The sequence below is a fragment of the Planctomonas psychrotolerans genome, from assembly GCF_008642235.1.
In the GTDB taxonomy this organism is placed as follows: Bacteria; Actinomycetota; Actinomycetes; order Actinomycetales; family Microbacteriaceae; genus Planctomonas; species Planctomonas psychrotolerans.
Window position 1 is genome coordinate 1,837,638 of record NZ_SJEV01000001.1, and the last position, 17,575, is coordinate 1,855,212.

Consider the following 17,575-nt stretch of genomic DNA (forward strand, 5'->3'; position numbering starts at 1 on the left):
CCCTATGGTTCGTTTGCGTCGAAGCGATTCCTCCGGCGCAGGCTACAAGCGAGTGCGGTCCGGTACGGGATTCAGCTACCGGGATCCGAAGGGCGGCGCGGTGGCCGACGCCGAGTTGCGCGCCCGCATCGAGAAACTCGCCATCCCGCCCGCGTGGACCGATGTGTGGATCGCCCCGTACGCCAACGGGCACATCCAGGCGATGGGGGTGGATGCCGCCGGCCGGCGCCAGTACATCTACCATCCGACCTGGCGGGAGCAGAAGGACCGGGTCAAGTTCGATCGTGCCCTCATGCTCGCCGAAGCCCTGCCCGCAGCACGTCGCCGGGTGACCATGGACCTGCGCGGTCCGGAGCCCACCGAGAGCCGCGCCCTCGCCGCGGCGTTCCGGATGCTCGACACCGGCTCGCTGCGAGTCGGGTCGGAGCGGTACGCCGAGTCGAACGGCAGTCACGGCCTGACCACGCTGCTGTGCTCGCACGCCACCGTCAGCGGTACCACCGTGCACCTCAACTTCCCGGCGAAGAGCGGGCAGGAGTGGGAATCCGACATCACCGACCCCGATCTCGCATCCGTCGTCCGAAGCCTGAAGCGCCGCGGGGCCCAGGCGCGACTGCTGGCCTACAAGACGGGCAAGACGTGGCGCCCGGTGGATGCCAGCGCGGTCAACGAGTACGTGCGAGAGCGCACCGGTGGCGCCTTCACCGCGAAGGACTTCCGCACGCTGCACGGCACCATCGCCGCCGCCATCAGTCTGGCCAAGCACGGTCCCGAGAGGACCAAGTCCGGCCGCACCCGGGCGCTCGCCCAGGCGATGCGCGACGCCGCGGAGGTGCTGGGCAATACGCCCACCATCGCGAAGAGCAGCTACGTCGACCCTCGCATCGTGGACGAGTACGTGCACGGGCGCACCATCGACCCGAACCGTCTCGCCTCGGCCGAATCGGAGCTCCGCGCCCTCCTCTACGACTGACCCGCCCGCCGCCGGCGCGCCCGCCGCGCACCCACGCCCGTCCCCGCGCCGTCGCGGCGCCGTCGCGCCACGCGCTCTAGTTTCGCTCAATCGCCCGCGAATCAACCGCGGCGATCGACGGATTGGGCGGCGCGAGTAAGCGGACACGCGGCGCGAGAGCGCAACGGGCGCGGGACCCACCCGCACGAGACCGTTCCTCCTCCGCAGGTGGGCGCGGGACGTTCCGCACGGATGCCTCTGACCGCCCCGCACCGGAAGACGCATGCCGGAGGGTGATCGCATGCGCCCCTTCGTTCCCCGGCCCCGTGACAAGCGACGGGCAGCAGCCCCGGAGCGACCGGTCGCCGCAGCAGCGCCGGAGCGACCGCTCGCCCTGCTCACCACGCGCTCACTCGCTCGCCGGGGCATCGATCCCCAGCAGTGTCGGAGAGCGGTGCTTCGCGGTGAGATGGTGCGGGTGCGGCGCGGTGCGTTCTGCGACCGCTACGTCTGGGACGGCCTGGACGACCGGGAACGCCACCTCATGCGGGTCTTCGCGGTGGCGGAGCAGAGCCCGCACGTCGTGCTCTCCCACTGGTCGGCCGCGGCCGTGCACGGCATCGCCACCCTCCTGCCGCTGCCGACGGAGGTGTCCATCACCACGGATCAGTCAACGGGCGGGCGCTCGACACCGGGATCCGGCGGCATTGCACCGGGATCGCCCTCTCGGATATCGCGCGCCTCGGCCAGCTCACCGTGACGACGGTCGAGCGCACCCTGATCGATTTTGCCCGTCTCGCACCGTTCGGCGTCGCGGTTGCGTCGGTCGACGCAGCCCTGCGCGAGAGGCTCACCACCCGGGAGTCGCTGAGCGGCACCCTCGCGCTGAACTCGCCCTCCCGCGGCCACTCCCGCGCAGCCAGGGTGTTCGCGTTCGCGGATCCCTTGGCCGAGAGCCCGGGGGAGTCCCTGTCGCGAGTGGTGATGCACGAACTCGGCGCGCCGGTTCCGCGCTTGCAGGAGGAGCACCGGATGTGGGACGGCTCCCGGTACTACCCGGACTTCGCGTGGCCGGAATGGCACGTCCTCGGCGAGTTCGACGGCAAGGGGAAGTACCTGAATGCCGACCTGCGCAACGGTCGAACAGCGGGGCAGGTGGTGTACGACGAGAAGCGCCGCGAGGACCGGTTGCGGGCGGCCACGGGCGCGTCATTCGCTCGGTGGGGCTGGGACGACCTCACTCATCCGGACCGCCTCCGGCGCATCCTCACCGAGGCGGGGCTCCCCGTTCCCGGCTGACGGACTCGATCGGCGTCCCCTCAACGAACGCGCGCCGGTTTTCGTCAATAGCCCCCGTTGATTCGCGGGCGATTGAGCGAAGCGGCGGCGCATCGGAGCGTAAGCACCGCGAGCACGGCACCCCACCAGAGCACCGCACGGCGCCGCGGAAAGACGCGACCGAACCCGCGACACGCCCGGGTTGCACGTAGGGAACCGATGTGGCAAACTCGTCTAGTTCAACATTCCGGTCCAGGGTGCAGTCTGCGTGCAGACAGGCGCCTCAGGAGTTCGGATCACTGCCAGGCAGTGCATAGTCGCAACAGAGTTCGCGGAAGCGGACCATGCAGGCTAGGCCGCGGGCAGCAGAGCACAGCTTAATCGACTCCCCGCAGCATGCCCAGCAGCCCTGGAATCCGCATGCCTGTGCCGTTCGCGAAACGGATACGGATGTCGGGAGCGGCCCGGGAGAGATTCCGACCGCTTCCCAGATATTGACAGAACAACAGTGGTGCAACAGAAGTAGTGCTACTAAACGCGTCCAATACGGCTGACTGCCGCACGACGCTTGAACGAGAGAGAGTCAGACATGGCGGGACAGAAGATCCGCATCCGACTTAAGTCATACGATCACGAGGTCATCGACACCTCGGCACGCAAGATCGTCGACACGGTGACCCGCGCGGGTGCAACGGTCGTCGGCCCCGTGCCGCTGCCGACCGAGAAGAACGTGGTGTGCGTCATCCGCTCACCCCACAAGTACAAGGACAGCCGCGAGCACTTCGAGATGCGCACCCACAAGCGTCTGATCGACATCGTCGACCCGACCCCGAAGGCCGTCGACTCGCTCATGCGCCTCGACCTTCCGGCCGACGTCAACATCGAGATCAAGCTCTAAGGGAACCATGTCTACTGCTACCAAGACTTTCAACGGTCTGCTGGGCACGAAGCTTGGCATGACCCAGGTGTGGGACGAGAACAACAAGCTCATCCCCGTCACCGTCGTCCAGATCACTCCGAACGTCGTCACCCAGGTGCGCACGCCCGAGGTCGACGGCTACACCGCGATCCAGATCGCGTACGGCCAGATCGACCCCCGCAAGGCGAACAAGCCCGCCACCGGTCACTTCGACAAGGCGGGCGTCACGCCCCGCCGCCACCTCACCGAGGTGCGCACCGCCAACGCCGGTGAGTACAGCCTCGGTCAGGAGATCGGCGTCGACGTGTTCGAAGCCGGCTCCAAGGTGGACGTCGTCGGCACCAGCAAGGGCAAGGGCTTCGCCGGTGTCATGAAGCGTCACAACTTCAAGGGTGTCTCGGCATCGCACGGTGCGCACCGCAACCACCGCAAGCCCGGATCCATCGGCGCGTCCTCCACCCCCAGCCGGGTGTTCAAGGGCATGCGCATGGCCGGCCGCATGGGTGGCGAGCGCGTCACCGTCATGAACCTCTCCGTCCACTCCGTGGATGTCGAGAACGGTCTCCTGCTGGTCAAGGGTGCCGTTCCCGGCGCTCGCGGCCGCATCGTATTCGTCCGCAACGCAGTGAAGGGGAAGTAGTTCATGGCAACCGCAACCCAGATCGACGTCGTCAACGCCAAGGGTGAGAGGGCCGGCTCGGTCGACCTTCCCGCCGAGGTCTTCGACGTTCAGACCAACGTTCCGCTGATCCACCAGGTCGTCGTCGCGCAGCTCGCCGCCGCCCGCCAGGGCACGCACAAGACCAAGCGTCGTGGCGAGGTGTCCGGAGCCGGCCGCAAGCCGTTCAAGCAGAAGGGAACCGGTCGCGCTCGTCAGGGCTCGATCCGCGCCCCCCAGATGACCGGTGGTGGCATCGTCCACGGACCGACGCCGCGCAGCTACGACCAGCGCACCCCGAAGAAGATGATCGCGGCAGCACTGCGCGGCGCCCTCTCCGACCGCGCCCGTGGTGGACGCGTCCACGTCATCGACAGCCTCTTCGACGGCGACACGCCCTCGACGAAGATCGTCGTCGAGCTGCTGGCCGGCATTGCCACCTCCAAGCACGTTCTCATCGTGCTCGAGCGTGACGACGAGCTCGGCTACCGCAGCGTCCGCAACATCCCGACGGTCCACGTGCTCCCGCACGACCAGCTCAACGCCTACGACGTGCTCGTCAGCGACGACATCGTCTTCACGCGTGCCGCGTTCGACGCGTTCGTGAGCAGCAAGACGGCCAACGGCACCGCCGAGGGTCAGGAAGAGGTCAGCGCATGAGCGCCATCAACAAGGACCCCCGCGACGTCATCATCTCGCCGGTGGTCTCCGAGAAGAGCTACGGCCTGATCGACGCCGGCAAGTACACCTTCGAGGTGGACCCGCGCTCGAACAAGACCGAGATCAAGCTCGCCATCGAGAAGATCTTCAACGTGCAGGTCGCGTCGATCAACACCCTGAACAAAAAGGGCAAGACCCGTCGCACCAAGTTCGGAATCGGCAAGCGCAAGGACACCAAGCGTGCGATCGTGACGCTCAAGTCCGGTTCCATCGACATCTTCACGGCAGTCGGCTAGCGGCGACCGGGATCAAGAGGATACAGACACATGGCTATTCGTAAGTACAAGCCCACGACGCCCGGCCGTCGCGGCTCGTCCGTCGCGGACTTCGCAGAGATCACCCGCTCGACGCCCGAGAAGTCGCTGCTGCGCCCGCTGTCCAAGAGCGGTGGCCGCAACAACCAGGGCCGCATCACGACCCGTCACATCGGTGGTGGCCACAAGCGCCAGTACCGCGTCATCGACTTCCGTCGCAACGACAAGGACGGCGTGAACGCCAAGGTCGCTCACATCGAGTACGACCCCAACCGCACCGCGCGCATCGCACTGCTCCACTTCGTGGACGGCACCAAGCGGTACATCCTCGCGCCCGAGCGACTCAGCCAGGGCGACATCGTGGAGTCGGGTGCCGGAGCCGACATCAAGCCCGGCAACAACCTGCCGCTGCGCAACATCCCCACCGGTACGGTCATCCACGCGATCGAGCTGAAGCCGGGCGGCGGCGCCAAGATGGCCCGCTCTGCCGGTGCCTCGGTTCGTCTCGTCGCCAAGGACGGCCCCTACGCGCAGCTCCGTCTGCCGTCGGGCGAGATCCGCAACGTCGACGCGCGCTGCCGCGCCACCATCGGCGAGGTCGGCAACGCCGAGCAGTCGAACATCAACTGGGGCAAGGCCGGCCGCAACCGCTGGAAGGGCATCCGCCCGACCGTGCGTGGTGTCGCCATGAACCCCGTCGACCACCCGCACGGTGGTGGTGAGGGCAAGACCTCCGGTGGACGCCACCCGGTCAGCCCCTGGGGCCAGAAAGAGGGCCGCACCCGTCACCCGAACAAGGAAAGCGACAAGCTCATCGTTCGTCGCCGTACCGCCGGCAAGAAGCGCAAGTAGGAGTTGTAGACGATGCCACGCAGTCTCAAGAAGGGCCCCTTCGTTGACGACCACCTGTTCCGCAAGGTGGTCACGGCGAACGAAGCCAAGAGCAAGAACGTAATCAAGACCTGGTCGCGCCGCTCGATGATCGTCCCCGCAATGCTGGGACACACCATCGCGGTGCACGACGGACGCAAGCACATCCCGGTGTTCGTCACCGAGACGATGGTGGGCCACAAGCTCGGCGAGTTCGCGCCCACCCGCACCTTCCGTGGACACGAGAAGGACGACAAGAAGGGTCGTCGCCGCTAACGCGGTGACGTAAGGAGGAGAGAAATGGTGGAGTCGATCGCACGCGTGCGACACATCCGCGTCACCCCCATGAAGGCCCGGCGTGTCGTTGACCTGGTCCGCGGCAAGCAGGCGCACGAGGCGCTCGCGATCCTGAAGTTCGCCCCGCAGGCCGCGAGCGAGCCCGTCTACAAGCTCGTCGCGTCCGCCATTGCGAACGCACGGGTCAAGGCCGACGCCTCGAACAGCTTCCTGGACGAGCAGGACCTCATCGTGACGAAGGCTTTCGTCGACGAGGGCACCACGCTCAAGCGCTTCCAGCCCCGCGCACAGGGTCGGGCATTCCAGATCCTGAAGCGCACCAGCCACATCACGATCGTGCTCAACACGCCGGACGAGGTGGACGCACCGTCCACCCGCTCGAGCAAGAAGAAGGCGAGGACCAACTAGTGGGCCAGAAAGTAAACCCGTACGGTTTCCGTCTCGGTATCACCACCGACCACGTGTCGCGCTGGTTCTCCGACAGCACGAAGTCCGGACAGCGTTACAGCGACTTCGTCGCCGAGGACGTCAAGATCCGCACGCTGCTGAAGACCTCGCTCGACCGCGCCGGCGTTGCGCGTATCGAGATCGAGCGCACCCGTGACCGCGTCCGCGTCGACATCCACACCGCCCGTCCGGGCATCGTGATCGGTCGTCGTGGCGCCGAGGCCGAGCGCATCCGCTCCGACCTCGAGAAGCTCACCGGCAAGCAGATCCAGCTCAACATCCTCGAGGTGAAGAACCCCGAGGCCGAAGCCCAGCTCGTGGCCCAGGGCATCGCCGAGCAGCTGAGCGCCCGCGTGGCGTTCCGTCGTGCGATGCGCAAGGGCCTCCAGGGCGCCCAGCGCGCCGGAGCCAAGGGTGTCCGCATCCAGGTCTCCGGTCGCCTCGGCGGCGCGGAGATGAGCCGCTCCGAGTTCTACCGCGAGGGTCGCGTGCCGCTGCACACCCTTCGCGCGAACATCGACTACGGCTTCTACGAGGCGCGCACCACCTTCGGTCGCATCGGCGTGAAGGTGTGGATCTACAAGGGCGACATCACCAACAAGGAGCTTGCCCGCGAGCAGGCCAACCAGAAGTCATCGCGCCCCGAGCGACGTGACGGACGCGATGGCGACCGTCCCCGCCGCGGGAGCGCTCCACGCACGGACGCGGCAGCAGCACCCGTCGCGGCAGCAGGAGTTGAGGCATAACCATGTTGATTCCACGCAGGGTCAAGCACCGCAAGCAGCACCACCCCGGTCGTAGCGGCCAGGCCACCGGTGGCACCAAGGTCAGCTTCGGTGAATACGGCATCCAGGCGCTCACGCCTGCCTATGTGACGAACCGCCAGATCGAGTCCGCTCGTATCGCGATGACCCGTCACATCAAGCGTGGTGGAAAGGTGTGGATCAACATCTACCCCGACCGCCCGCTCACCAAGAAGCCCGCCGAAACCCGCATGGGTTCCGGTAAGGGTAGCCCCGAGTGGTGGGTCGCGAACGTCAAGCCGGGTCGCGTGCTCTTCGAGCTCAGTGGCGTGGACGAGACCGTCGCCCGCGAAGCACTCACCCGGGCAATCCACAAGCTGCCCCTGAAGGCACGCATCATCAAGCGCGAAGAGGGTGACGCATAATGGCGATCGGATCCAAGGAGCTCGCTCCCACCGAGCTCGACACGTTCGAGGACGAGCGACTCGCTGAAGAGCTGAAGAAGGCCAAGGAGGAGCTGTTCAACCTGCGCTTCCAGTCGGCCACCGGTCAGCTCGAGGGTCATGGGCGCCTGCGCGCGGTCAAGCGCGACATCGCCCGCATCTACACGGTGCTCCGTGAGCGCGAGCTCGGCATTCGGGCCACCCCCGCCCCGATCGAGGCCCCGGCCCCGGCCGAGAAGAAGAAGAAGTCCAAGAAGGCCGACGCGTCGACGACGGCCGACTCTTCGACCACCGTCGAAGAGACGACCGAGACTGCCGAGGAGACCAAGTAATGGCACAGGCACAGGAAGCCACCGGCCACGAGTCGGCGGAGCACGACGTCAAGGACGCCGGATCGCGCGGCTACCGCAAGACCCGTCGCGGCTACGTCACGAGCGACCGCATGGAGAAGACCATCACCGTCGAGGTCGAGGACCGCGTCAAGCACCCCCTCTACGGCAAGGTCATCCGCCGCACGTCCAAGGTCAAGGCCCACGATGAGGCGAACACCGCCGGCATCGGCGACCTCGTCCTCATCAGCGAGACCCGACCGCTCAGTGCATCCAAGCGCTGGCGCCTCGTCGAGATTCTTGAGAAGGCAAAGTAAGCCTCGGCTTGCTTTGAAGGAGGAAACACAGTGATTCAGCAGGAATCTCGCCTGAAGATCGCCGACAACACCGGTGCCAAGGAGATCTTGACCATCCGCGTGCTCGGTGGTTCGGGTCGTCGCTACGCCGGCCTCGGCGACGTCATCGTCGCCACCGTCAAGGACGCGATCCCCGGCGGCAACGTCAAGAAGGGTGAGGTCGTCAAGGCCGTCATCGTTCGCACCAAGAAGGAGACACGTCGTTCGGACGGCTCCTACATCAAGTTCGACGAGAACGCCGCAGTGATCCTGAAGAACGACGGCGAGCCCCGCGGCACCCGCATCTTCGGACCGGTCGGTCGCGAGCTTCGCGACAAGAAGTTCATGAAGATCATCTCGCTGGCACCGGAGGTCATTTAGTCATGGCAAACATCAAGAAGGGTGACCTGGTTCAGGTCATCACCGGGCGCACGCAGGCCCGAGGCGGAGACCGCGGCAAGCAGGGTCGAGTGATCGACGTGCAGGTCGAGCGGAACCGCGTCGTGGTCGAGGGCATCAACTTCGTCACCAAGCACTCGCGCGTCGGCCAGACGCAGCGCGGCACGAAGACCGGTGGCATCGAGACCTTCGAGGCACCCATTCACGTATCCAACGTGGCGCTCGTCGACCCGGAGACCAAGACGCCCACGCGCGTCGGATTCCGCACCGAGACCCAGGTCAAGGACGGCGTCTCCAAGACCGTTCGCGTTCGCTACGCCAAGAAGTCAGGTAAGGACCTGTAATGACCGACACGACTACTGCCGCGCAGGCTGTCAAGGTGCAGCCCCGCCTGAAGCAGAAGTACAAGTCCGAGATCTCGGACAAGCTGAAGACCGACCTCGGTCTCACGAACGTGCACCAGGTGCCGAGCCTCGTGAAGATCGTCGTGAACATGGGTGTCGGCGAGGCTGCCCGTGACGGCAAGATCATCGACGGTGCGGTCGCAGACCTCACCAAGATCACCGGCCAGAAGCCGCAGGTCACGAAGGCCCGCAAGTCGATCGCCCAGTTCAAGCTCCGCGAGGGTCAGCCCATCGGCTGCCACGTCACGCTGCGCGGCGACCGCATGTGGGAGTTCCTCGACCGGCTGCTCTCGCTCTCGCTTCCCCGTATCCGCGACTTCCGCGGGCTCAGCCCGAAGCAGTTCGACGGCAACGGCAACTACACCTTCGGTCTCACCGAGCAGTCCATGTTCCACGAGATCGACCAGGACCGCGTCGACCGCGTTCGCGGAATGGACATCACCGTCGTCACGACGGCGAAGAACGACGAAGAGGGACGCGCCCTGCTGCGCCAGCTCGGGTTCCCGTTCCAGTCCACCGAGAACGCCGGCGCGTAGCACCGAAGCACCACCGGTGCCGGGCAATCCGGTCGGGCACCATAACCACCACAGGTCGGCATTTCCGTGTAACGGATGACGAAACCAGGCGAGAAAGGCACCACTCCTCATGACAATGACAGATCCGGTCGCAGACATGCTGACCAGACTGCGCAACGCTAACTCGGCGTTCCACGACACCGTGTCGCTGCCGAACAGCAAGCTCAAGTCCAACATCGCCGAGATCCTGAAGGCGGAGGGTTACATCTCCGCCTGGAAGGTGGAGGACGCCCGCGTCGGCAGCACGCTGACGCTCGACCTCAAGTACGGTCCCAACCGCGAGCGCTCCATCTCCGGCATCAAGCGGGTGTCGAAGCCCGGTCTCCGCGTCTACGCGAAGTCCACCGAGATCCCCAGCGTTCTCGGCGGCCTCGGCGTCGCGATCCTGTCCACCTCCTCGGGGCTCCTCACGGACCGCCAGGCAGCGAAGAAGGGCGTGGGTGGGGAAATCCTCGCCTACGTGTGGTAACTCCGTCATGTCACGTATTGGAAGACTTCCCATCGAGATCCCTGCCGGGGTCGACGTTTCGGTGAACGGCTCGGCCGTCTCCGTCAAAGGCCCGAAGGGCGAGCTCGGTCTGACCGTCGCCAGCCCCATCGCGGTTGAGGTCGCTGATGGCCAGGTTCTGGTCACGCGTCCCAACGACGAGCGCGAGTCGCGCTCGCTGCACGGCCTCACGCGCAGCCTCATCGCCAACCAGATCGTCGGCGTCACCCAGGGCTACACCAAGGGCCTCGAGATCGTCGGTACCGGTTACCGCGTCGTCGCCAAGGGTGCCGGAGTCGAGTTCGCGCTCGGGTTCTCCCACCCGGTGTCCGTTGAGCCGCCCGCCGGCATCACCTTCACCGTCGAGGGCAACAACCGCCTCACCGTGAGCGGCATCGACAAGCAGGCCGTGGGCGAGGTCGCCGCCAACATCCGCAAGATTCGCAAGCCCGAGCCCTACAAGGGCAAGGGAGTCCGCTACGCCGGCGAAGTTGTTCGCCGCAAGGCCGGAAAGAGTGGTAAGTAACCATGGCTCTCGGAGTTAGAGGAAAGAGCAAGTCTGCCGCCCGTGGCCGCAGGCACCTTCGCCTTCGCAAGAAGGTCGTGGGAACCGAGGTTCGCCCCCGTCTCGTCGTGACCCGTTCGGCGCGTCACGTGTTCGTGCAGGTCGTCGACGACAGCAAGGGCTTCACCCTCGCGTCCGCATCGACGCTCGAGGCGGACATGCGCACGTTCGACGGTGACAAGACCGCCAAGGCCCGCAAGGTCGGCGAACTCGTCGCCGAGCGCGCCAAGCAGGCCGGTATCGAGGCCGTCGTATTTGACCGCGGTGGTAACCGCTACGCAGGACGCGTTGCGGCCATCGCCGATGGAGCTCGAGAGGGCGGATTGAAGCTATGAGCACTGTTCCTGAGAACGTTGACACCAAAGAGCCCGACGTGGCTGCGGTGACCGAGACGCCGGTGGAGACCGCCGCCTCGAGCGCGCCCGCCCAGAACGAGCCCCGCGAGGCCCGTCGTGGTGGCCGCGAGCGCAACCCCAACAAGGACCGCAACTCGCGCGATGCCGACAAGAGCCAGTTCCTGGAGCGCGTCGTCACCATCAACCGCGTGTCGAAGGTCGTCAAGGGTGGCCGTCGCTTCAGCTTCACCGCGCTCGTCGTGGTCGGAGACGGCAACGGACTCGTCGGCGTCGGTTACGGCAAGGCCCGCGAGGTCCCCACGGCCATCTCGAAGGGCGTCGAAGAGGCGAAGAAGAACTTCTTCCGCGTTCCCCGCGTCGGCAACACCATCCCGCACCCCGTGCAGGGTGAGGCCGCCGCGGGCGTCGTCCTGCTGCGTCCCGCCTCGGGTGGTACCGGTGTTATCGCCGGTGGCCCGGTGCGCGCCGTGCTCGAGTGCGCCGGCATCCATGACGTGCTGAGCAAGTCGCTCGGTTCGTCGAACACGATCAACATCGTGCACGCGACCGTCGCTGCTCTCCAGCAGCTCGAGGAGCCCCGTGCGGTCGCCGCACGTCGCGGCCTCGAGGTCGACCACGTTGTCCCGGCGCGCCTGCTGCGCGCCGAGGCCGAAGCGAAGGCAGGTGCCTGATGGCTGCACAGCTCAGGGTCACGCAGATCAAGTCCAGAATCAGTGAGAAGCAGAACCAGCGCGACACGCTCCGCAGCCTCGGTCTCCGACGCATCGGTCAGACCGTCGTCCGCGAGGACAACAAGCAGAACCGCGGTTACGTCAACACTGTCGCTCACCTGGTGAAGGTTGAGGAGATCAACTCATGACGAACATCAACACCCCCGCCGCTGAGTCGACCCCTTCGGCCGACTCCGCGGGAACCGCACGGAAGGGCCAGGTCGCGGAGTCCCGCGACCAGGTCCTCAAGGTCCACCACCTCCGCCCCGCCCCCGGCGCCAAGACCGCACGCACCCGCGTCGGTCGCGGTGAGGGCTCCAAGGGCAAGACCGCTGGTCGCGGTACCAAGGGAACCAAGGCGCGCTACACCGTGCGCATCGGTTTCGAGGGTGGCCAGATGCCGCTGCACATGCGTACCCCGAAGCTGCGCGGGTTCAAGAACCCGTTCCGCGTGGAGTACCAGGTCGTCAACCTCGACAAGCTCGCGGAACTGTACCCCTCGGGTGGCGACGTCACCGTGGCCGACCTTGTCGCCAAGGGTGCCGTTCGCAAGAACGAGAAGGTCAAGGTTCTTGGGCAGGGCGACATTGCGGTTAAGCTGAGCGTTGCGGTCGACAAGGTCTCGGGTTCAGCCGAGCAGAAGATCGTAGCCGCAGGTGGCTCCGTAAAGTAGGTCATCTCGGGTGGTCGGTTCGCCGACCACCCGGAGTCCTTTCACAGCGCGACACCTGGGCGACCGGTACACACCGGTCGCCCATGTTTGTACCCAATGGAAAGCAGGACGCCTTTTGTTTAGCGCCGTTGCGAGGATTTTCCGCACGCCAGACCTCCGCAGAAAGATCGGCTTCACGCTGGGCATCATCGCCCTGTTCCGCCTCGGGTCGTTCATCCCTGCGCCCTTCGTCGACTTCGGCAATGTGCAATCCTGCCTCGCGGCGAACCAGGGCACGTCCGGCCTCTACGAGATGGTCAACCTCTTCAGCGGCGGTGCTCTGCTCCAGCTGTCGGTGTTCGCGCTCGGCATCATGCCGTACATCACGGCGTCGATCATCGTGCAGCTTCTCCGTGTGGTCATCCCGCACTTCGAGACGCTGCACAAGGAGGGTCAGTCCGGCCAGGCGACCCTGACGCAGTACACCCGCTACCTCACCATCGCGCTCGGTGTGCTCCAGTCGACCACTCTCATCACCGTCGCCCGCAGCGGATCGCTCTTCGGCAGCACCAACGTTCCCGAGTGCACGCAGCTCATCACGAATGACGCCTGGTACGCCATCATGCTCATGGTCATCACCATGACCGCCGGCACGGGCCTCATCATGTGGATGGGCGAGCTCATCACCGAGCGCGGCATCGGCAACGGCATGTCGCTCCTCATCTTCATCTCGATCGCGGCCACGTTCCCCACGTCCCTCTGGGCCATCTCGCAGAGCCAGGGCTTCGAGATCTTCCTGCTCGTGCTCGCGGTGGGCCTCGTGATCGTGGCACTCGTCGTATTCGTCGAGCAGTCGCAGCGTCGTATCCCCGTCCAGTACGCCAAGCGGATGGTCGGGCGCCGGACCTATGGCGGCAACAACACCTACATCCCGATCAAGGTGAACATGGCGGGAGTCATCCCGGTCATCTTCGCGTCGTCGCTCCTGTACCTCCCCGCGCTGATCGCGCAGTTCAACCAGCCGCCGGCCGGCGAGGCGCCGCAGCCGTGGGTTCAGTGGATCACCGACAACCTCACGAGCGGCGACAACCCGCTGTACATGGCGCTGTACTTCGCCCTGATCATCGGATTCACCTACTTCTACGTGGCCATCACCTTCAACCCGGAGGAGGTCGCGGACAACATGAAGAAGTACGGCGGCTTCATCCCGGGCATCCGTGCGGGTCGGCCCACGGCGGAGTACCTCGACTACGTGCTCACCCGCGTGACCCTGCCGGGGTCCATCTACCTCGGCCTCATCGCGCTAATCCCCCTCATCGCCCTGGCCCTCGTCGGCGCGAACGCCAACTTCCCGTTCGGTGGCGCGAGCATCCTCATCATCGTCGGCGTCGGGCTCGAGACGGTCAAGCAGATCGACTCGCAGCTGCAGCAGCGCCATTACGAAGGACTTCTCCGGTGACCCGTCTCCTCCTGATCGGCCCGCCCGGCGCGGGTAAAGGCACGCAGGCCGTGCGCCTCTCCGAGGCCTACGGCATCCCCGCCATCTCGACCGGTGACATCTTCCGGTCGAACGTGCGCAACCAGACCGAGCTCGGCACCCTCGCCAAGGGCTACATCGACGCGGGTGACAATGTGCCCGACGAGCTGACCAACGCGCTCGTGCGCGACCGCCTCGCGGAGGACGACGCCCAGCACGGGTTCCTGCTCGATGGGTATCCGCGCACGACCGACCAGGTGCGGGCTCTGGACGCGTTCCTCGCCAGCCATGACACCGCGCTCGACGCGGTCGTCGAACTGGTGGCCGACCCGGAAGAGACGGTCGCCCGTTTGCGCAAGCGCGCCTCGGAGCAGGGGCGAAGCGATGACAACGACGACGTGGTCCGCCACCGCCTCGAGGTTTACGCCCGCGAGACCGCCCCGCTCATCGACGTGTACGAGGGCCGGAGCGGACTCGTGAAGATCGACGGCCTCGGCACCGTGGACGAGGTCACCGACCGGATCATCTCGGCCCTCACCGGTCACGGCATCGCCGTGCCCGTGCGGTGAGCCGACCCGGCCCCCTGCGCGCCAAGGGCATCTACAAGACGCCCGACGACCTGCGCCGGATGATCGCCCCCGGTCTCGCGACCGCGGCGTCGCTGTCCGCCGTCCGCGACATCCTCGCCCCGGGCGTCACGACGCTCGAACTCGACGCCGCCGCCGACGCGGCCATCCGAGCGGTCGGCGGGCGATCCAACTTCCAGCTGGTTCCGGGATACCGGCATACGGTCTGCACCTCGGTCAATGACGAGGTCGTGCACGGCATCCCGGGCTCGCGCGTGCTCCAGCCCGGAGACACCGTGTCCGTGGACAGCGGTGCGGAGATCGACGGCTGGAACGGCGACTCCGCCATGACCGTGGTGCTGCCGGATCCGACCCGCGAGGATGTGGTGGCCGAGCGCCGGACGCTGTCCGACGTCACCCGTGGCGCCCTCTGGCACGGCGTCGCCCGACTCGCCACGGCGCGGCACCTCAACGAGGTGGGCGAAGCCATCGAGGACTTCGTCGAGTCGCAGGGGGAGTACGGCATCCTGACCGACTACATCGGTCACGGCATCGGTCGCACCATGCACGAGGAACCGCCGGTGTTCAACTACCGCGTGCGCGCCAAGGGCCCCGTGGTGAAGCCGGGACTGGTGGTGGCGATCGAGCCGATGATCACGGCCGGGAGCGCCGACACGCTCGTGCGGGACGACGACTGGACGGTCGCGACCGTGGACGGCAGCATGGCCGCGCACTGGGAGCATTCCGTCGCGGTGCACGCCGACGGCATCTGGGTGCTCACCGCGACCGACGGTGGCGCCGCCGATCTGGCGCCGTTCGGCATCGTCCCGGTGGTGCCCCGATAACTGCGCCTTGCAGGGCGTCCCTTCGACGAGCTCAGGGACCGTATCAACGTGCGCCTCGGTCCCTGAGCCTGTCGAAGGGGCGCGACTCGCGTGCGTTACGTCCCTTCGACGAGCTCAGGGACCGGAGGGACGTGGACCTCGGTCCCTGAGCCTGTCGAAGGGGCGCGACCGGAGGCGGCTCCCCGCTACGCGTCGATGACGTGGACGAGCTGCTCGATGAAGGAGGCGAAGTCCGCCGACTTGTCGATGATGCCCAGCACGTCGGCGCGATCCGAGAACACCTCGACGAATTGGTCGAACACGCGCTGGAAGCTGCCGCGGCCGCTCGCACTGAAGGCGATCAGTGCGACGACGTTCACCCGGCTCCCGCCCCACGGCATCGGCACCTCGTTCACCGCGATGGCGATGGAGGTGCGCTCCGCCGTCATCTCCATCGCGTGCGGAACCGCGAGACTGTCGGTGAACGCGGTCGACGACATCCGCTCGCGGGCGATCGCGCCCTCGATGTAGGACTGGTCGATGACCCCCCGCTCCACCATGCGCTTCCCGAGGGCACGGATCATCGACTCCTCGTCCGGGGCGTCGAGGTTGCGGAAGAACAGCTCCTCGTCGAAGAACCGCAGGAGGTCGTCCTTGATCGCGGCCCGTCGATTGTGCCGGCGCACCCGGGTGATGGCCGCCCGGATCGCGTCGATGTCGTCGGTGGTGGGGATCGGATGGATCGGCACCACGTTGCCGCCGGGCCGCGACACCGCAGCGCTCAGCACCAGATCCACCGGCAGGGTCTGCGGGTCGATGTCGGTGCGCGTGACCACGAGCTCGATCGACAGCTCGCTGCCGAGCTCGGACTCGATGCGCCGGCGGAGCAGGTCCTGCAGGTCGTAGTAGTTCGCGCACACGATCGCGCAGGTCACGCGCTGCTGCCGGTGCGACGACCGTTCCAGGTGCGACCCGACATGGAGGGCGATGTAGGCGATCTCGTCGTCGTTCAGCACGATCGCCTTGCGGCGCGAGATCTCGCTGGCGATGAAGACCGCCACCTCGAAGGTCATCGGATACGTCGTCTTGATCGATCGGGCGAGCGGATTCCGTGCGAGAGAGCGATTGCGGGCCCGAGCGACGAGGTTGCCGAGGTGCAGGGAGAACCGGGCGGTGAAGGCGTCGTCGTCGAGGTCGACGAGGTACTCCTGCTGCACGCGCCGCACGATCGCCCGAACGGTGTCGAGATCCGATGACGCCACGTGATCCCGCAGCACGGTGGCGAGTGCCTCATCGTTCCCCGGGGTCACGACCCGCGTGGTGAGGAGGAGGGTGAGGTAGTCGATGTTCGCCCGGCCGAGATCGACGCCGAAGTGACGGCGGGTCAGTTCGGACAGGCCCTCGGCGAGCACCGTGGAGCGGTCCGGCACGTCGGGTACGCCGGACGGATCCCCGGTCGCCGACTCGCCGAAGCCGACCCCGGAGGGGAGCGGATGCTCCTCGAGCGCCCGCTCCCGCGATGCCCGGTCGACGGCGATCGCCACGTGCAGGAGCACGTTGTCGGTGCCGAACTCGTTGACGAAGTATCCGTTGCGCTCGAGCATCTCGAGGAGATCGGTCTTGAAGGCGCCGAGGCCAGGCACGGAGAACTCGCGCTGCACGTTCTCGAGCTCGAAGAAGTCCTGCACCCGTTCCTCGCGGAACATCCTGCTGAGGAGGCGACGGAAGTCGTGCTCCGAACCCGTCAACGACACGGTGGACCCGGTGCGGGTCAGGCCGAGGTCGGCGCCCTCGACCAATCCCCGAATGCGCCGGAGGTCGGCCTCGATGGTGGACTCGCTCACGAAGTGCGCGTCGGCGAGGTCGTGCACATCGAGTCCCGACGGTGCGTTGCCGAGCTGGCGCACGAGGGAGTAGATCCGGTCCCGGGGAGTCTCGGCCTCCGCCCCCCGGCTGCGGACGGCCTTGCGATACGCCGCATAGCTCCCGCGGTCGAGACGGTACCCGTCGGACGACGATTCGATCGCCACGAGCGGCGTGGTTCGGGAGCGGACCGTGTTGACGTAGTTGCGCACGCTGCGCGTCGTCACTCCGAGGTGCGCGGCGAGCTCACCGGCATCGACCCACCGTTCGGTCATCGACAGGTAGTCGAGCAACCTTTCGTGCGACTCGCTGAGCACTGTGCATCCCTCGGGCGGTTCGAGGCCCGGAGTCGGGTCGTGCGGCCGCTCGGTGGGCGCACCCTCGAGCGCCCAGTCAATCACCTTCCACCCGTACTGCGGCTGAGGCGCGCACCCGCTCCGCTGCCGCAGCAC

27 protein-coding genes are annotated in these 17,575 nt (G+C 66.7%); 26 read left to right on the forward strand and 1 reads right to left on the reverse strand.

The genetic code is table 11. The features are described 5' to 3' along the window. Positions 1 to 4 precede the first annotated feature (4 nt). The 26 genes from EY822_RS08380 (at position 5) to map (ending at position 15,281) form a co-directional block, all read left to right on the forward strand. Positions 5 to 973 carry a DNA topoisomerase IB gene (locus tag EY822_RS08380; protein WP_150307853.1) on the forward strand — a complete coding sequence of 323 codons (969 nt, stop codon included), beginning with the start codon at positions 5 to 7 and terminating at the stop codon, positions 971 to 973. A gap of 280 nt (positions 974 to 1,253) precedes the next feature. Next, entirely contained in the window at positions 1,254 to 1,712 is a 459-nt protein-coding gene (locus EY822_RS08385; RefSeq protein WP_227497143.1) for a type IV toxin-antitoxin system AbiEi family antitoxin domain-containing protein, read from the forward strand. After that, positions 1,709 to 2,251 carry a hypothetical protein gene (locus EY822_RS08390; RefSeq protein WP_150307855.1) on the forward strand — a complete coding sequence of 181 codons (543 nt, stop codon included), beginning with the start codon at positions 1,709 to 1,711 and terminating at the stop codon, positions 2,249 to 2,251. Before EY822_RS08385 ends, EY822_RS08390 begins: the two co-directional genes overlap by 4 nt. A 568-nt stretch (positions 2,252 to 2,819) precedes the next feature. Beyond that, positions 2,820 to 3,128, forward strand: coding sequence for a 30S ribosomal protein S10 (gene rpsJ / locus EY822_RS08395; protein WP_017201594.1), 309 nt, complete (start codon positions 2,820 to 2,822; stop codon positions 3,126 to 3,128). Between the two features lie 7 nt (positions 3,129 to 3,135). After that, on the forward strand, positions 3,136 to 3,789 hold the full coding sequence (gene rplC, locus EY822_RS08400; protein ID WP_150307856.1) for a 50S ribosomal protein L3: 654 nt from the start codon (positions 3,136 to 3,138) through the stop codon (positions 3,787 to 3,789). A 3-nt stretch (positions 3,790 to 3,792) separates the two neighbouring features. Continuing rightward, on the forward strand, positions 3,793 to 4,467 hold the full coding sequence (gene rplD, locus EY822_RS08405; RefSeq protein WP_150307857.1) for a 50S ribosomal protein L4: 675 nt from the start codon (positions 3,793 to 3,795) through the stop codon (positions 4,465 to 4,467). Then, positions 4,464 to 4,763: a 50S ribosomal protein L23 gene (rplW, locus tag EY822_RS08410; protein ID WP_150307858.1), complete on the forward strand. Its 300-nt coding sequence runs from the start codon at positions 4,464 to 4,466 to the stop codon at positions 4,761 to 4,763. Before rplD ends, rplW begins: the two co-directional genes overlap by 4 nt. Positions 4,764 to 4,793: 30 nt before the next feature. After that, the gene (rplB, locus tag EY822_RS08415; protein WP_150307859.1) at positions 4,794 to 5,633 is read left to right on the forward strand and encodes a 50S ribosomal protein L2; all 840 of its coding nucleotides are present in this window, start codon (positions 4,794 to 4,796) and stop codon (positions 5,631 to 5,633) included. Positions 5,634 to 5,645: 12 nt separating this feature from the next. Continuing rightward, positions 5,646 to 5,927 carry a 30S ribosomal protein S19 gene (rpsS, locus tag EY822_RS08420; protein WP_150307860.1) on the forward strand — a complete coding sequence of 94 codons (282 nt, stop codon included), beginning with the start codon at positions 5,646 to 5,648 and terminating at the stop codon, positions 5,925 to 5,927. Between the two features lie 24 nt (positions 5,928 to 5,951). Next, on the forward strand, positions 5,952 to 6,356 hold the full coding sequence (gene rplV / locus EY822_RS08425) for a 50S ribosomal protein L22 (RefSeq protein ID WP_150307861.1): 405 nt from the start codon (positions 5,952 to 5,954) through the stop codon (positions 6,354 to 6,356). Then, positions 6,356 to 7,141, forward strand: a complete 786-nt coding sequence (rpsC, locus tag EY822_RS08430; RefSeq protein ID WP_150307862.1) for a 30S ribosomal protein S3 — start codon at positions 6,356 to 6,358, stop codon at positions 7,139 to 7,141. Before rplV ends, rpsC begins: the two co-directional genes overlap by 1 nt. A 2-nt stretch (positions 7,142 to 7,143) precedes the next feature. Then, positions 7,144 to 7,563, forward strand: a complete 420-nt coding sequence (gene rplP, locus EY822_RS08435) for a 50S ribosomal protein L16 (RefSeq protein ID WP_150307863.1) — start codon at positions 7,144 to 7,146, stop codon at positions 7,561 to 7,563. Beyond that, positions 7,563 to 7,913, forward strand: a complete 351-nt coding sequence (rpmC, locus tag EY822_RS15565; protein WP_150307864.1) for a 50S ribosomal protein L29 — start codon at positions 7,563 to 7,565, stop codon at positions 7,911 to 7,913. The genes rplP and rpmC overlap by 1 nt, the downstream gene beginning before the upstream one ends. Next, positions 7,913 to 8,227, forward strand: coding sequence for a 30S ribosomal protein S17 (gene rpsQ, locus EY822_RS08445; RefSeq protein WP_150307865.1), 315 nt, complete (start codon positions 7,913 to 7,915; stop codon positions 8,225 to 8,227). Before rpmC ends, rpsQ begins: the two co-directional genes overlap by 1 nt. A gap of 30 nt (positions 8,228 to 8,257) precedes the next feature. Further along, positions 8,258 to 8,626 (forward strand): 50S ribosomal protein L14, encoded by a 369-nt coding sequence (rplN, locus tag EY822_RS08450; protein ID WP_150307866.1) that lies wholly within the window; start codon positions 8,258 to 8,260, stop codon positions 8,624 to 8,626. 2 nt (positions 8,627 to 8,628) lie between these two features. Next, positions 8,629 to 8,988 carry a 50S ribosomal protein L24 gene (gene rplX / locus EY822_RS08455; protein ID WP_150307867.1) on the forward strand — a complete coding sequence of 120 codons (360 nt, stop codon included), beginning with the start codon at positions 8,629 to 8,631 and terminating at the stop codon, positions 8,986 to 8,988. Next, on the forward strand, positions 8,988 to 9,584 hold the full coding sequence (gene rplE / locus EY822_RS08460) for a 50S ribosomal protein L5 (RefSeq protein WP_150307868.1): 597 nt from the start codon (positions 8,988 to 8,990) through the stop codon (positions 9,582 to 9,584). Before rplX ends, rplE begins: the two co-directional genes overlap by 1 nt. Positions 9,585 to 9,693: 109 nt before the next feature. Further along, the gene (gene rpsH / locus EY822_RS08465) at positions 9,694 to 10,092 is read left to right on the forward strand and encodes a 30S ribosomal protein S8 (RefSeq protein WP_150307869.1); all 399 of its coding nucleotides are present in this window, start codon (positions 9,694 to 9,696) and stop codon (positions 10,090 to 10,092) included. A 7-nt stretch (positions 10,093 to 10,099) separates the two neighbouring features. Further along, a complete protein-coding gene (rplF, locus tag EY822_RS08470; RefSeq protein ID WP_150307870.1) occupies positions 10,100 to 10,636 on the forward strand; it encodes a 50S ribosomal protein L6 in 537 nt (178 codons plus the stop codon). A gap of 2 nt (positions 10,637 to 10,638) precedes the next feature. Next, complete coding sequence (rplR, locus tag EY822_RS08475) at positions 10,639 to 11,010, forward strand: 50S ribosomal protein L18 (RefSeq protein ID WP_150307871.1); 372 nt, start codon at positions 10,639 to 10,641, stop codon at positions 11,008 to 11,010. Continuing rightward, positions 11,007 to 11,702 (forward strand): 30S ribosomal protein S5, encoded by a 696-nt coding sequence (gene rpsE / locus EY822_RS08480; protein WP_150307872.1) that lies wholly within the window; start codon positions 11,007 to 11,009, stop codon positions 11,700 to 11,702. Before rplR ends, rpsE begins: the two co-directional genes overlap by 4 nt. Further along, entirely contained in the window at positions 11,702 to 11,890 is a 189-nt protein-coding gene (rpmD, locus tag EY822_RS08485) for a 50S ribosomal protein L30 (protein ID WP_150307873.1), read from the forward strand. Before rpsE ends, rpmD begins: the two co-directional genes overlap by 1 nt. Then, positions 11,887 to 12,414, forward strand: coding sequence for a 50S ribosomal protein L15 (gene rplO / locus EY822_RS08490; RefSeq protein WP_227497144.1), 528 nt, complete (start codon positions 11,887 to 11,889; stop codon positions 12,412 to 12,414). The genes rpmD and rplO overlap by 4 nt, the downstream gene beginning before the upstream one ends. Before the next feature lie 115 nt (positions 12,415 to 12,529). Continuing rightward, a complete protein-coding gene (secY, locus tag EY822_RS08495) occupies positions 12,530 to 13,852 on the forward strand; it encodes a preprotein translocase subunit SecY (protein ID WP_150307874.1) in 1,323 nt (440 codons plus the stop codon). Then, complete coding sequence (locus tag EY822_RS08500; protein ID WP_150307875.1) at positions 13,849 to 14,439, forward strand: adenylate kinase; 591 nt, start codon at positions 13,849 to 13,851, stop codon at positions 14,437 to 14,439. Before secY ends, EY822_RS08500 begins: the two co-directional genes overlap by 4 nt. Next, complete coding sequence (gene map, locus EY822_RS08505; RefSeq protein ID WP_150307876.1) at positions 14,436 to 15,281, forward strand: type I methionyl aminopeptidase; 846 nt, start codon at positions 14,436 to 14,438, stop codon at positions 15,279 to 15,281. The genes EY822_RS08500 and map overlap by 4 nt, the downstream gene beginning before the upstream one ends. Before the next feature lie 185 nt (positions 15,282 to 15,466). On the opposite strand, the gene EY822_RS08510 is transcribed toward map, so the two are convergent. Continuing rightward, positions 15,467 to 17,575 carry a BglG family transcription antiterminator gene (locus EY822_RS08510; protein WP_319803467.1) on the reverse strand — a complete coding sequence of 703 codons (2,109 nt, stop codon included), beginning with the start codon at positions 17,573 to 17,575 and terminating at the stop codon, positions 15,467 to 15,469.

Excerpts from the sequence above, each read along its gene's own strand:
- EY822_RS08380 (WP_150307853.1), top strand. The coding sequence starts at position 5 with ATGGTTCGTTTGCGTCGAAGCGATTCCTCCGGCGCAGGCTACAAGCGA.
- EY822_RS08385 (WP_227497143.1), top strand. The coding sequence starts at position 1,254 with ATGCGCCCCTTCGTTCCCCGGCCCCGTGACAAGCGACGGGCAGCAGCC.
- rpsJ (WP_017201594.1), top strand. The coding sequence starts at position 2,820 with ATGGCGGGACAGAAGATCCGCATCCGACTTAAGTCATACGATCACGAG.
- rplC (WP_150307856.1), top strand. The coding sequence starts at position 3,136 with ATGTCTACTGCTACCAAGACTTTCAACGGTCTGCTGGGCACGAAGCTT.
- rplD (WP_150307857.1), top strand. The coding sequence starts at position 3,793 with ATGGCAACCGCAACCCAGATCGACGTCGTCAACGCCAAGGGTGAGAGG.
- rplW (WP_150307858.1), top strand. The coding sequence starts at position 4,464 with ATGAGCGCCATCAACAAGGACCCCCGCGACGTCATCATCTCGCCGGTG.
- rplB (WP_150307859.1), top strand. The coding sequence starts at position 4,794 with ATGGCTATTCGTAAGTACAAGCCCACGACGCCCGGCCGTCGCGGCTCG.
- rpsS (WP_150307860.1), top strand. The coding sequence starts at position 5,646 with ATGCCACGCAGTCTCAAGAAGGGCCCCTTCGTTGACGACCACCTGTTC.
- rplV (WP_150307861.1), top strand. The coding sequence starts at position 5,952 with ATGGTGGAGTCGATCGCACGCGTGCGACACATCCGCGTCACCCCCATG.
- rplP (WP_150307863.1), top strand. The coding sequence starts at position 7,144 with ATGTTGATTCCACGCAGGGTCAAGCACCGCAAGCAGCACCACCCCGGT.
- rpmC (WP_150307864.1), top strand. The coding sequence starts at position 7,563 with ATGGCGATCGGATCCAAGGAGCTCGCTCCCACCGAGCTCGACACGTTC.
- rpsQ (WP_150307865.1), top strand. The coding sequence starts at position 7,913 with ATGGCACAGGCACAGGAAGCCACCGGCCACGAGTCGGCGGAGCACGAC.
- rplX (WP_150307867.1), top strand. The coding sequence starts at position 8,629 with ATGGCAAACATCAAGAAGGGTGACCTGGTTCAGGTCATCACCGGGCGC.
- rplE (WP_150307868.1), top strand. The coding sequence starts at position 8,988 with ATGACCGACACGACTACTGCCGCGCAGGCTGTCAAGGTGCAGCCCCGC.
- rpsH (WP_150307869.1), top strand. The coding sequence starts at position 9,694 with ATGACAATGACAGATCCGGTCGCAGACATGCTGACCAGACTGCGCAAC.
- rplF (WP_150307870.1), top strand. The coding sequence starts at position 10,100 with ATGTCACGTATTGGAAGACTTCCCATCGAGATCCCTGCCGGGGTCGAC.
- rplR (WP_150307871.1), top strand. The coding sequence starts at position 10,639 with ATGGCTCTCGGAGTTAGAGGAAAGAGCAAGTCTGCCGCCCGTGGCCGC.
- rpsE (WP_150307872.1), top strand. The coding sequence starts at position 11,007 with ATGAGCACTGTTCCTGAGAACGTTGACACCAAAGAGCCCGACGTGGCT.
- rpmD (WP_150307873.1), top strand. The coding sequence starts at position 11,702 with ATGGCTGCACAGCTCAGGGTCACGCAGATCAAGTCCAGAATCAGTGAG.
- rplO (WP_227497144.1), top strand. The coding sequence starts at position 11,887 with ATGACGAACATCAACACCCCCGCCGCTGAGTCGACCCCTTCGGCCGAC.